The sequence below is a fragment of the Pontibacillus sp. ABV4_188 genome (genome assembly GCF_056311905.1).
Map to the genome: position 1 here is coordinate 513,487 of NZ_CM149975.1, position 12,579 is coordinate 526,065.

A 12,579-nucleotide genomic window follows, 5' to 3' on the forward strand; every position below is an offset into this window, starting at 1 on the left:
AGCCTCGTTTTTATATACCATTTTGTTTTCGATAGTTGCTTGGTGATAGACCTTCGTACCTCTTAAATATCCGTGAAAAATGAGAGGCGCTCTTGTATCCGAACTTTTCAGCTACAGTTAGGATCGAGTCATTCTGTCTTAATAATGCCTTCTTAACTTCTTTTATTTTTTGTCTATGAATGTATTGTTGAAGTGTGAGACCTATTTCTCTTTTAAAGAGGTTAGAAAGGTGCTCTGATCGGACGCCTAACTCCTTTGCGATTCTTTCAATCGTAATTGGTTTATGGAGGTTAGCTTGTATGCTCAAAAGGCAGGCTTGCATGAGTGGTGAATGGCCCTGATGTTTTTGTTGTTGGATTTTAGATAGATAATCATGGACCATCACTTTCTCGATATGTATAAGGTCTTCAATTTTATCTTTTTGCTCAATTTCATGTATATAGTAGTAAGAAGTTGATAAGGAATCGGCTTCCTCCACCCCTGCGCTAATGGCTGTTCGGGCTACTAATGTGACTGTGGAAATTAATCTATTCTTATAAGACCGAACCATATTGTCCTTTCCATACGTCGGGGTAGGGTAGTACTTGACGTGACTAAGTTCATCAATTGCAGAGGGGTCTCCTTGATGTAACTTATCCAAGAACTTTTGCTCGAGTTGAAAGGCTTGTGATAAGAACTGAGTATCTTCTTGAGAAGGCTCAGCTTTCTTAGGTATGTACGTGAATTGATCAAACGTTTGATCAATGATAGGTTTCTCCCAGTCATTCGCAAGTAATGCTAGTAAAATCTGTCCGTAATAAAGAACTTGCTGTGAGTGGACCACGGGGAGTTCAGCATAGTAAGTCAGAACCTTCCTCGATACATAAATGGATTCCCTTTGCCTTTGAAAAGCTTCTTGAATGTCTTGGTTGTTTAATTCATTGTAAAGGAATGGACCGATACAAATATAACCAGCAGGGAGCGAGGGAAAAGATTCGGTGTTTATGGCTAAAAAGTGGCGATGAAAAGGGTCTGTTACGTGGTGAATTCGTCCTTTTTGTTTCATTTGATGTTGAATCAGTTCTCTTTCTTTTTTCTGTAAAAGCTCTAAGGGACATGTGATTTCACCCATAGAAATCTTATTCTGTGTACCGTACTCAAAAAAATAGATAGGTGCTCTAGTCGAATAATAAAAGGTGAACAGAGCGCGCAGAGAGTAATCGGTTTTGATCTCCATACTATAATCTCCTTTTAGTCTATTCGTTTACATATAATAGCACTAAAACAATAAGATGTATAACATATATGTGTTTTGCGTATGCAGAAAGTTTGTATAAGGGATGTGGGGGCGTGGCATGTGTTCGAAGTTTTAATGAGAGAGGTAACCAGTCAATAAAAGCCCCCTGAAATCAAGGATTACAGGGGGAAAGTTAGATGGGTTTTTCTTACGCGCTATAGATCAAATAAGGAATAAATAGAACAAACAGAACGTACATCATCGGGTGCATGTCCTTGTGTTGTTTTGATGCGATCATTGTAATTGGGTATAGAATAAATCCAAGAGCAATCCCAGTTGCTACACTACTCGTTAAAGGCATCATGAGAATGGTAATGAAGGACGGGATGGCAATTTCGATTCGAGTCCAATCAATCGCTTTTGCCTCGGATGCCATCATCGCACCAACGATAATAAGTGCTGGGGCAGTCAGAGTAATCGGGACGATAGATAGAACTGGCTCAAAGAAAATCGCAATTGCGAAACACAGGCTCATAATGACAGCTGTGAACCCAGTACGTCCTCCTGCTCCAATTCCTGCAGAGGATTCTACCATTGAAGCAGTAGTTGAAGTCCCTAGTGCAGCACCTACCATTGACGCTGTACTATCTGAAAGTAAAGCACGTCCTGCATTTGGTACTTTATTATCCTTCATTAATCCAGCCTGAGAAGCAATGGCAATCAGTGTGCCTGCAGTGTCAAAGAAGGCTACAAATAAGAACGTAAAGATAACAGGTAAAACAGTAGGAGAGACTGCATTAGCTAAATTTTCAGGTTGCAGCGCTACACCAAGAGTTGGTTCTAAACTTGGTATCCCACCTACAATGGCGTCTGGCTTTGCGATCATCCCTGTTAGCAATCCGACGACTGTTGTAATGAGAATTCCATAAAAGATGGCGCCTTTCCATCCGTAAGAAAGCATTATAATCGTTATAATAAATCCAAATACAGCTAACAGCGTGCTTGCGTCAGTTAAGTCACCAAATGCTACAATCGTTTCCGGATTACTCACAATCAAACTCGAGTTTTTTAAACCAATGAAAGCAATGAAAAAGCCAATACCAGCTGAAACAGCGTGTTTTAAATTTTGAGGAATCGCATTAATAATCTTTTCGCGGATCTTTAATAAACTTAGGATTGTAAACAGGATCGCTGCGATAAATACACCAGTGATCGCTGTTTCCCATGGAATACCCATTGTATTCACAACAGCAAATGTGAAGAATGAGTTTAAGCCCATACTTGGCGCGATTCCGATTGGGTAGTTGGCAATTAAACCTATCATAAGTGTACCAAATATAATCGTTAAAGCCGTAGCGGTAAAGACAGCACCTTTATCCATACCTGCTTGACTTAAGATTGCCGGGTTTACGATGAGGATGTAAGCCAGAGCCAAAAACGTTGTCATACCAGCTATTGTTTCTTGCTTGAAGTTTGTGTCGCGTTCTTTAAATTGAAAGAACTCTTGTATGCGGTTCATAGTTGATCCTCCCTTTATGCATTAAAAAAAGCTCCGGTTAGGTATCTACCGAAGCTTGAGATCTACAAAGGGATCGTGTATCACTATTCGATAATTGGAATAATAGATAAACGAAATCCCTTGTAGCCTAGCTATTTACGGTAGCTTAGTAGATACGTTCGAGCCCTATTCTCGAACTTATACAAGGAAATGAAGTGAAGTGTAGTGTATAGTATTAATTCATTGATGACGATATCGTCACTTAAGCAACTTTAGCAGTATAGGGTAGTAGCGTCAATACTATTATCATTTTCGAAAAATTAAGTGTTTAGTGGTGTTATTTTTTGTCATTTGTTCGGTTAGGGGGTAGGGCCTTTATGTTTTTAGAGCTAGGGGTGTCCGGGGAACGACTCGCTTTCCGCGGGCGAGCTGTCGAGCTTCCTCGGGAAAACCACCCTGCGGGATCTCGCCGATCTCTTGCTCCCGCAGGAGTCTCCTCGTTCCCCGGACACCCCTGGCTATATTTTGGCTAAAGGCCCAACTACTTGAGCATTGCGGTACACATACTACACTTCATTAAAGTAAGAGGAAAGATTCCCTAAAACCGTATAAAAGGGGCATATGTAGAAGTGATAACAACATTAACAAAGGCCAATAGTTAAATAAAAAAGCACTGCGATTTAAATGGGGATCGCAGTGCTACTGAGTACGTTCTATTCAATATGAGCTTGAAGCGTTTCGGCTTGGAGTAGTTTTTGTAATTCTGATTTGTTCTTTTTGGAGACAAGGATATATAAAACGTCACCTTCTTGAATGACGGTTTGCCCATATGGTGTAACAATGTCTCCGTCTCGTATAATGGCGTTAATGAGCGTTCCTTCTGGGAATTCAATGGATTCAAGGTTCTGTCCATTGATTGACGTTGTAGGTGTTACTTCATATTCTACAAGTTCTACCTTAGCCTTTCCGATCGAGATGAGTTCAAGGGAGTGGACCGGATTGTTACGTGCTTCACCTGCAAGGTTGAGTTTCTTTGCTAGTGGTGTGATTGTAGACCCTTGGAGAAGGGTTGAAGTGAGCACAATAAAGAATACTACATTAAAGATCAACTGACTGTCGTCAAGGTCTGCCAGTAGTGGGAAAGTGGCTAAGACGATTGGTACAGCTCCCCTAAGTCCTGCCCAAGATAAGAAGAACTTTTCTTTAATAGAGAAAGAAAACGTCCCAAGAGATAAAAACACCGCAATTGGACGAGCAATGAAAATGAGGATGACGGATAGAAGCAAACCTTTTCCTATTACATCTGTTGTAAATAATTCGGATGGGAAAACAAGCAGTCCTAGAATGACAAACATGGTAATTTGCATCATCCAAGTAAATCCTTCATTAAAACGTAAAATAGAGTGGCGATAGGTTAATTCTGAATTTCCGATGACAAGCGCTGCTGCGTATACAGCTAGTAAACCGCTTGCTTGAGCTAATGAACTTACGCTATATGTAAGCAAGGCGAAGGAAAGAGCAAATAAGGGATAGAGACCACCAGAGTCTAAATTAATCTTATTGATTGCCATACTTCCAAGCTTACCGATGACGATCCCGATAATTAATCCCATTCCCATTTGCCAGAAGAAAGAGCCGGCAATGATAAAATAATTGGCTTCTGGTTGTTTGATTAACTCAATAAATGAAACAGTTAGGAAAACGGCCATGGGATCGTTTGATCCGGACTCAGCTTCAAGTGTTGCCTCAATTTTCCCTTTTACATTTTTTCCCCTTAATACTGCGAAGACCGCAGCGGCATCTGTGGAGCCTACAATGGAACCGAATAAGAGGGCTTCTAGCCATGAGATGTCAAAAATGAACTTAGAAGCTATGCCGACAAGTGCAGCAGTAATCAGTACACCAATAGTAGCCAAAATCAAGGCAGGTGTTGCAACCTTTTTTATAGTTCCCCATTTTGTTTCCAGTCCACCTTCGAACAAAATCACAATAAGAGCAAATGTCCCTACAGTCTGGGCAAGGCCGGCATTATCAAAGTATATAAAGCCAAGCCCATCACTACCAACAAGCATGCCAACGCCGATAAATAAGACAAGAGACGGCACACCTAGTCGGGTGGAGAATTTTGTAACTAAAACACTCGTGATTAATAAGATCGCTATTAGAAGTATCATTTGATTAGATTGAAATAGTTCTTCGATTCTGAATCCCGTCCTTTATAACTAACACTTTAAATGAAAATCAAGCTTGAGTATTTCTAGCTTGCCCCATTTACTTCTTTATTTAATTATATAAAAAACAAAATCCAAACTCCAATCAAAGCTTTCGAATAATTGTTGGACAGCTGTCTGATTGACATGAAGTAAGGCATGTATTAAACTTGTTTACAAGTTTTAGAAGAGTTTAGATTAGAGAAAATTAGGCAATTAGATGTATGCAGAGTAGATTAGATTAGTATGATGTTAAATAGAAGAGATTAGTTTAGGTGAGTTGAGAATGAGATAGGTGAGTTGAGGAGTTTTTAGTTGAGATGAGTAGAGCATAGGTCCATCAAATGAAGATGGTTCCCCATATATTTATCCTCAAGCCCACTCATTCTCCATGACTTATTATGGAGAGGTGAGATCGATGAAAGATATACTTCAATTTTTACAGGAGTCGTCTACCCATAAGACGGTTCCCGTTACGTATCAGTGCTATAGTGATACGGTAACCCCCATTCAAATGTATGAACGCTTGCGCGAAGAAGCGGTCTATTTATTAGAAAGCGGAGACCATACCTCCTCTTGGTCTCGATATTCCTTTATTGGATTACACCCATTTATTACGATGTCAGAAACGAATGGTCGAATTTCGTTTTATGATGAAGACCGGCAAGAAACAACAGAGGCAGAGTCCCTTCAAGATGGCTTTGATCAGATTTTTGATCGACTACAAGTGAAGCTTCCAGATGTCCCATTGCCATTTCACGGCGGAGGAGTCGGATTTGTTTCTTATGATGCCATTTCTGATATGGAGAAGATACCAGCTCCTCGGTATGACGATTTGAATATGCCTCATTACCACTTTCTGTTTTGTCGAACATTGTTAGCTTACGACCACAAGTCAAATGAGCTAACCCTTGTTCGATTTGTTCGAAACGAGGAAGAAGATGATGAAGATACACTTCGTCAAAAGTACGACCAGGCTGTAAATAAGGTGAATGAGCTTTTGTCTAAGCTTTCTTCAACTCAAGAGGCGCAGCCATTTTTAGCTTTTCATAACCAGAGCAAAACCAATAGTCTCGAGGGTGTCGAGACGAACTATGAGAAGAGCAAATATAAAGAAGATGTAGAGAAGATTAAGGAATACATTCGCGCAGGAGACATATTTCAATCTGTATTATCCCAACGATTTTCAAGGAAAGTGAGCGTTGATGGACTTCAGTTGTATCGAGTATTACGACACGTGAACCCATCACCTTATATGTTTTATATTAACTATCAGGATTATGAATTGATCGGTAGTTCCCCAGAACGTTTAATCCAGGTTGCTGATGATGAAATCGAAATCCATCCCATAGCTGGCACTAGAAAGCGTGGGGAAACGGAAGAAGAAGATCATACCTTGGCAGAGGATCTTCTGCAAGATGAGAAAGAGAAATCAGAACACTACATGTTAGTGGACTTAGCGAGAAATGATGTAGGCCGAGTGGCTTCTTTTGGAACAGTCAGAACTCCAGTGCTTTCTGAAATCATGAAGTTCTCAAGGGTAATGCATATGATCAGTAAAGTTACCGGCGACCTTAGTCCTGGGACTCATCCGATTGAAGCATTTCAGTCTGCATTCCCGGCAGGAACATTATCGGGCGCTCCTAAAATCAGAGCTATGGAAATCTTGCAAGAACTAGAGCCGACTGCTCGCAACGTATATGGCGGAGGCGTCGTTTACTTTGGTTTTGATGGAAACCTCGACTCGTGTATTGCAATCAGGACCATTCTACTTAAAGATCAAATGGCTCACGTTCAAGCTGGCGCAGGTGTTGTAGCTGATTCCGACCCTGAGAAAGAATGGCAGGAAACCGTGAATAAAGCAAGTGCGCTGTTGCAGACCATTGATCAAGCAGAGGAACTGTTTGGAACGAAATCTCACGAGGAGGAGACGAACTATGCTTAAAGCAACCCTTAACCGATTGTTAAATGAAGAGACTTTAACAGAACAAGAAGCTTTTCAGATTATGGATCTTATCATGCAAGGGGAAATTGGTACAGAACAGCTGGCTAGTTTTCTATCAATCTTGCGTTTTCGTGGCGAAACAGTCGATGAACTTCTTGGATTTACTAAAGGAATGCGGAAGCACATGAGAACGATTCAACATTCAGAAGAGGTAGTGGTGGATACATGTGGAACCGGTGGAGATGGATTGTCCACATTTAATATCTCAACAGCTGTTGCAATTGTATTAGCCTCAATGGATGTGAAGGTTGCAAAGCACGGAAACCGGAAAGTATCATCTGCGAGTGGAAGTGCTGATGTTTTAGAGTATCTTGGAGTTCCGGTTGATACGACAGCCGAACAAGCGGCTGAAATGCTAGAGACTACAGGGATGACGTTTTTATTCGCGCCAAATTATCACCAAGCAATGAAGCACGCTGTAACAGCAAGGCGAGAACTAGGGTTTCGTACAGCTTTCAATGTACTAGGCCCATTATCTAACCCTGCTAATGCAAGACATCAAGTAATTGGGATCTATGATACGTCACTTGGAGAGAAGTTGGCACATACTTTACACGAACTTGGCTCCGAGCATGTCCTGCTTGTAACTGGCAAAGACGGATTAGATGAATTGTCGATTATAGATGAAACGAACGTGGTGGAGTTAAAAGAGGGCGTTGTGACGAGAACAACCGTTAAGCCTGAGCAATGTGGCCTGAAACGTGGGCGTTTAAGAGATATCCAGGTTAACAATTCGCTAGAGAGTGCTAAACTCATTCAGGCTATATTTGAAGGAAGTGCAAATGAGAGCGCAAGAGATATTGTTGCCCTGAATGCTGGTGCTGGCCTTTATGTAGGAGGAAGAGTTTCTTCTATTGAAGAAGGGGTACAAGAAGTTCAGAAAGCATTAGGGAACAAAACGGTTCATCATTATTATCAATCGTTGCGACACACAATGGAGGGAGCACGCTATGCTTGATCGAATCATTGAAACAAAAAAAGAAGAAGTTCGTACCCTAACACTACCTGAACAAGCACAAGTGGAAACACGGTCTTTCTACGAAGCATTAAATACAGGCACGGATGCTGTTTCGCTCATTGCTGAAGTGAAAAAAGCTTCTCCTTCTAAAGGTGTAATCCGTGAAGACTTCCGTCCTGTAGAAATTGCGGGAGTTTACAATGAAGCAGGGGCAAGTGCGATATCTGTTCTTACCGATCAGACTTATTTCCAAGGGAAGCGCGAAGACTTAACGGCGGTTAAGCAACATGTTACGGTCCCTGTCTTACGAAAAGACTTCATAATCGATGAGCTTCAGGTTGAAGAAAGTGCGAGGATTGGGGCAGATGCCATCCTTCTTATAGGAGAGGTATTAGAACCTCGTAAGCTCTACGAACTTTATCAAAAAGCTACAGAGTTAGGTCTGGATGTTTTAGTGGAAGTTCATGCAGCGGAAACGCTCGAGAGGATTCTTGAAGTTTTTCAACCAAAGATTATAGGTGTGAATAACCGAGATTTAACGACTTTCAAAACGACTCTTGAGCAAACAGAGGAGATTGCAAGCTTAATTCCTGAAGGCAGCCTTGTGGTCAGTGAGAGCGGATTGTTTTCTTATGAAGACGTGAAGCGAGTGAAGCAGGCAGGAGCCAAAGCAATTCTTGTCGGAGAGGCTCTCATGCGTGAGAACAATGCGACAAAACAAATTCACAATATGTTAGGACGTGTACATCATGAGTCAAACCGCTCTTAAATTTTGTGGAAATCGAAGCTTTGAAGACCTAAAGAATTCCATCCAGTCAGGTGTTCCTTACGTAGGTGTGATCTTCGCTGAAAGTAAACGCCAAGTTCTCCCAGAACAAGTTTCAGATTGGTTAGAGCGAGCGCCTTTAGGCGAGAATCAGCAAATAGTAGGTGTATTCGTTAATCCATCTCTCGCTGATATTGAAGAAGCTCTGCACCTGACTCATCTAGATATTATACAGCTGCATGGAACGGAGACGTTATCTGAAGTCCTTGCGATAAAAGAGAGATTTAAGAAACCAGTTTGGAAGGCAATCCATCACTCTGAAGACGCCCTTGAAAGAATGGGCTTATTCCAAGGTGTAGTTGACGGATATGTGGTTGACTCTAAAGTGAAAGGACACTGGGGCGGTTCAGGTGTTCGTTTCGACTGGGGTCAGGCTCCTTTCTATATAGAAGAGGGGAAAAGACAAGGCGTACCTTGCTTTATAGCTGGGGGCGTAACAGATGAGAACGTGAGTGAATTAGTAAAGTTAAAGCCTGCAGGTATTGACGTTTCCTCAGGTATTGAATCAGATGAAGCTAAAGATATAAATAAGATGAGTAATTTTGTAAGGGGGATCCATCATGTCAGTCGTATATCCGGATAACAGAGGTCGCTATGGTGATTATGGAGGTCAATTTGTACCGGAAACCTTAATGGCTCCGTTAAAAGAAATTGAAGATGCACTTGAAGAAGCTATGAAAGATGAGAGCTTTCAGGAAGAATACCGTAATGAACTAGAGCATTATAGTGGTCGTCCGACGGCCCTTACTTATGCCGACCAACTCACTGATACATTAGGTGGAGCACAAATCTACTTAAAGCGTGAAGACCTAAATCATACAGGAGCTCATAAGCTGAATAATGCGATTGGTCAGGCACTTCTTGCTAAAAGGATGGGAAAGAAAAAGATTATAGCCGAAACAGGTGCCGGTCAGCATGGTGTTGCATCTGCCACCGTAGCTGCCAAGCTTGGATTAGAATGTAAGGTGTTCATGGGAGAGAAAGATATTGAACGCCAGCAGCTAAACGTATTCCGTATGCAGTTGTTAGGAGCTGAAGTCATTTCTGTTTCTTCTGGTGACAAGACGTTAAAAGATGCTACCAACGAAGCGATTCGTTATTGGGTCGCCCATTGCGATGATCACTATTATCTAATTGGATCTGTTGTAGGCCCGCACCCTTATCCGAAGATGGTTCGCGATTTCCAACGTGTCATTGGTGACGAAACAAAGCGCCAGTTCAAAGAAAAAGAAGGAAAGCTACCTGATCGAATTTACGCATGTGTAGGTGGAGGGAGTAACGCAATTGGCATGTTCTATCCATTCTTAGAGGATGATGTAGAGCTTGTTGGAATTGAAGCGGCTGGTAAAGGAATTGATACTCCTGATCATGCAGCAACTCTTCTTAATGGAACACAAGGAATTATTCACGGTTCTATGACGTATCTAATTCAAGATGATCACGGCCAAATCGTAGAGCCGTATTCCATCTCCGCTGGACTTGACTATCCAGGTATTGGACCAGAACATGCTTACTTGCACAGTTCCGGACGCGTTCGATACGAGTCTATTACAGATGCAGAAGCATTAGAAGCCGTAAAGACCCTCTCTCAGTCAGAGGGAATCATACCAGCTATTGAGAGTGCTCATGCCATTGCTCAGGCTGTTAAAGAAGCAAAACAAATGGATCCAAGCGAAACCGTTGTAATTAACGTATCTGGTCGAGGAGACAAAGATATGAATACAATTATGGAACAATTTCAGGAGGGGTAACACGATGACGCAAATGGTTGAACAAACACGTTTTCAGAAGAGATTGAAGCGCGAAAAAGATTTATTTATACCGTTTATCATGAGTGGTGATCCAACTCCTGAAGCGACTGTTGAGATTGCATACACGATGCAGCAAAGCGGAGCGGATGTATTAGAACTAGGAGTTCCTTATTCAGACCCTTTAGCTGATGGTCCAACGATTCAAGAAGCAGCAGGTCGTGCTCTATCGCAAGGAATGAACCTGACAGAAGCAATGAAGCTAGTTCCAAAGATGAGGGAGCGCGGGGTTACGATTCCAATTGTACTATTTACGTACTATAACCCTGTTTTACGTTATGGTCTTGAAGCTTTTGCGAAGGCGATGGAAGAAAATGACGTGGATGGATTACTTATTCCGGATATTCCTCTAGAAGAAAGTGAAGAAATTCGAGAATTTACAGAACAGTTCGGGTTAGAACTCATATCCCTTGTTGCCCCAAATTCAGAAGAGCGCATTAAGCGCATCGCAGAGCAAGCAAAAGGGTTTCTTTACTGTGTATCCTCCTTGGGTGTAACGGGTGAACGAAAGGATATGAATCCTGATATTGCTTCTTTCTTAGAGAAGGTGAAGCACTATAGCCAAGTGCCTGTAGCGGTTGGATTTGGAATCTCGAGCTACGAACAAGTCAAGCTAGTCCAGGGACATAGTGACGGTGTCATTATTGGAAGTAAAATCATCAAATTAATCGACGCTCATCGAGACGCTCTATCAAATGAAACGACTAGGGCTAAAGCGTTGCAAGAGTTACAGAGCGAAGTGGAGCAGTTAGTTAAAGGGAACTAATATTACTTTAGAGCCGAGAATAGCAGAGAATAGGAGAGTAACTATGATCTTAATGATCGATAACTATGATTCTTTCACATATAACTTAGTTCAATATGTAGGTGAGATTTATGGAGATATTACGGTAAGAAGGAATGACGAGGTGACTATTGAGGAGATTAGAGCTATGGCGCCTGAAGCCATCATTTTATCTCCTGGCCCTTGTAGTCCAAATGAAGCCGGAATTTGTTTAGACGTCGTTCGACAATTTGCAGGAGTTATCCCGATCTTAGGCGTTTGCCTTGGTCATCAAACGATTATTCAAGCATTCGGTGGGGAAATTGGTCGAGCCAAAGAGTTGTTCCATGGCAAGACCTCGCTCGTTATACATGATGGACGTAGCATGTATAATCAAATTCCTCTTCCATTTACTGTGGCGCGTTATCATTCACTAATTGGAAGTGAAGTGACGTTGCCTCCAAGTCTCGAAGTTACCGCGCGTACCCCAGAAGGTGACTTAATGGGAGTGCGTCACTTGGATTTTGCAGTAGAAGGCGTTCAGTTTCACCCTGAATCGATCTTAACGGAGCATGGGAAGAAGTTACTACGTAATTTCCTAGATTATTACGAGATTGGGATCACGAAAAGAGAAACAGTCCAGTAGTTACAGAAATAGTTCAGTTTAAGGGGAGACCTCCTCTTTGAGCTGGACTATTTTTATTGTCTTAAGGAGAGTTCGGCCGCAGGATAAGCTTGAGTATGTGAGTGATCGACGGATATAGCTAATAATTTTACGTAAAATTATTAGAATATTTATAACAATCTACAAATTTCGCGCGATTCCTCACTAGAAACGTTTTATAATACTTGGAAACGGGTATTGTACAAATATAATTAGGAGGGTATGCATATGACAATGACAGCGAAATACCTTGAATCGGACTTAAGTTTATTGCAAAGCATTTCCCGGGCGAAACAAGAACAAGATGAGAAAGCGGTAAAGTATTTGACTACTTTTAGAAACGAAAACGTCGTACACGTGCCGAATTGTTTAATCGAATTAAGAAACGGTCAATATGTTGGAAGCGGTGACTATATTCATAATCTTGAAGGTACGTTTTACTTATGTTCTGCTAATGGGTCAACGAAGATGGTTGATGCAGATTTTGTTTACGAATTTTGCAGAGGAATTGCCTATCATTTATAAAGTTTTGAAATCGTTAGAGAAGGAGTACTCGGTTAACCGAGTACTCCTTTTTTTGAAGAGATGATTTCTAGATCTGTGCGAATGTTTGCAATTTGATTTACAATAA

11 protein-coding genes and 1 riboswitch are annotated in these 12,579 nt (G+C 41.4%); of the genes, 8 read left to right on the forward strand and 3 right to left on the reverse strand.

Translation table 11 applies throughout. The features are described 5' to 3' along the window. Nucleotides 1–10 precede the first annotated feature (10 nt). From ACYX4O_RS02675 to ACYX4O_RS02685, 3 genes are all read right to left on the reverse strand, one after another. A complete protein-coding gene (locus tag ACYX4O_RS02675) occupies nucleotides 11–1,216 on the reverse strand; it encodes a helix-turn-helix domain-containing protein (RefSeq protein ID WP_476354354.1) in 1,206 nt (401 codons plus the stop codon). A 208-nt stretch (nucleotides 1,217–1,424) separates the two neighbouring features. Then, on the reverse strand, nucleotides 1,425–2,726 hold the full coding sequence (locus ACYX4O_RS02680; protein WP_476356989.1) for an NCS2 family permease: 1,302 nt from the start codon (nucleotides 2,724–2,726) through the stop codon (nucleotides 1,425–1,427). Nucleotides 2,727–2,838: 112 nt separating this feature from the next. Next, nucleotides 2,839–2,940, reverse strand: a riboswitch (purine riboswitch). Between the two features lie 487 nt (nucleotides 2,941–3,427). Next, a complete protein-coding gene (locus ACYX4O_RS02685; RefSeq protein ID WP_476354356.1) occupies nucleotides 3,428–4,888 on the reverse strand; it encodes a potassium/proton antiporter in 1,461 nt (486 codons plus the stop codon). Nucleotides 4,889–5,342: 454 nt separating this feature from the next. On the opposite strand from ACYX4O_RS02685, the gene trpE reads away from it, so the two are divergent. From trpE to ACYX4O_RS02725, 8 genes are all read left to right on the forward strand, one after another. After that, nucleotides 5,343–6,869, forward strand: coding sequence for an anthranilate synthase component I (trpE, locus tag ACYX4O_RS02690; RefSeq protein ID WP_476354358.1), 1,527 nt, complete (start codon nucleotides 5,343–5,345; stop codon nucleotides 6,867–6,869). Continuing rightward, a complete protein-coding gene (gene trpD, locus ACYX4O_RS02695; RefSeq protein ID WP_476354360.1) occupies nucleotides 6,862–7,887 on the forward strand; it encodes an anthranilate phosphoribosyltransferase in 1,026 nt (341 codons plus the stop codon). Before trpE ends, trpD begins: the two co-directional genes overlap by 8 nt. Then, nucleotides 7,880–8,656, forward strand: a complete 777-nt coding sequence (gene trpC, locus ACYX4O_RS02700) for an indole-3-glycerol phosphate synthase TrpC (RefSeq protein WP_476354362.1) — start codon at nucleotides 7,880–7,882, stop codon at nucleotides 8,654–8,656. The genes trpD and trpC overlap by 8 nt, the downstream gene beginning before the upstream one ends. Then, complete coding sequence (locus ACYX4O_RS02705) at nucleotides 8,637–9,296, forward strand: phosphoribosylanthranilate isomerase (protein ID WP_476354364.1); 660 nt, start codon at nucleotides 8,637–8,639, stop codon at nucleotides 9,294–9,296. The genes trpC and ACYX4O_RS02705 overlap by 20 nt, the downstream gene beginning before the upstream one ends. Further along, entirely contained in the window at nucleotides 9,274–10,464 is a 1,191-nt protein-coding gene (gene trpB, locus ACYX4O_RS02710; RefSeq protein ID WP_476354366.1) for a tryptophan synthase subunit beta, read from the forward strand. Before ACYX4O_RS02705 ends, trpB begins: the two co-directional genes overlap by 23 nt. Nucleotides 10,465–10,477: 13 nt before the next feature. Continuing rightward, complete coding sequence (trpA, locus tag ACYX4O_RS02715) at nucleotides 10,478–11,287, forward strand: tryptophan synthase subunit alpha (protein WP_476356991.1); 810 nt, start codon at nucleotides 10,478–10,480, stop codon at nucleotides 11,285–11,287. A gap of 43 nt (nucleotides 11,288–11,330) precedes the next feature. Continuing rightward, complete coding sequence (locus tag ACYX4O_RS02720) at nucleotides 11,331–11,930, forward strand: anthranilate synthase component II (protein WP_476354367.1); 600 nt, start codon at nucleotides 11,331–11,333, stop codon at nucleotides 11,928–11,930. 246 nt (nucleotides 11,931–12,176) lie between these two features. Then, on the forward strand, nucleotides 12,177–12,473 hold the full coding sequence (locus ACYX4O_RS02725) for a hypothetical protein (protein ID WP_476354369.1): 297 nt from the start codon (nucleotides 12,177–12,179) through the stop codon (nucleotides 12,471–12,473). Nucleotides 12,474–12,579: the final 106 nt, after the last annotated feature.

Coding starts and splice junctions, on each gene's coding strand:
- ACYX4O_RS02675 (WP_476354354.1), bottom strand. CDS start 1,216: ATGGAGATCAAAACCGATTACTCTCTGCGCGCTCTGTTCACCTTTTAT.
- ACYX4O_RS02685 (WP_476354356.1), bottom strand. CDS start 4,888: ATGATACTTCTAATAGCGATCTTATTAATCACGAGTGTTTTAGTTACA.
- trpE (WP_476354358.1), top strand. CDS start 5,343: ATGAAAGATATACTTCAATTTTTACAGGAGTCGTCTACCCATAAGACG.
- trpD (WP_476354360.1), top strand. CDS start 6,862: ATGCTTAAAGCAACCCTTAACCGATTGTTAAATGAAGAGACTTTAACA.
- trpC (WP_476354362.1), top strand. CDS start 7,880: ATGCTTGATCGAATCATTGAAACAAAAAAAGAAGAAGTTCGTACCCTA.
- ACYX4O_RS02705 (WP_476354364.1), top strand. CDS start 8,637: ATGAGTCAAACCGCTCTTAAATTTTGTGGAAATCGAAGCTTTGAAGAC.
- trpB (WP_476354366.1), top strand. CDS start 9,274: ATGTCAGTCGTATATCCGGATAACAGAGGTCGCTATGGTGATTATGGA.
- trpA (WP_476356991.1), top strand. CDS start 10,478: ATGGTTGAACAAACACGTTTTCAGAAGAGATTGAAGCGCGAAAAAGAT.
- ACYX4O_RS02720 (WP_476354367.1), top strand. CDS start 11,331: ATGATCTTAATGATCGATAACTATGATTCTTTCACATATAACTTAGTT.
- ACYX4O_RS02725 (WP_476354369.1), top strand. CDS start 12,177: ATGACAATGACAGCGAAATACCTTGAATCGGACTTAAGTTTATTGCAA.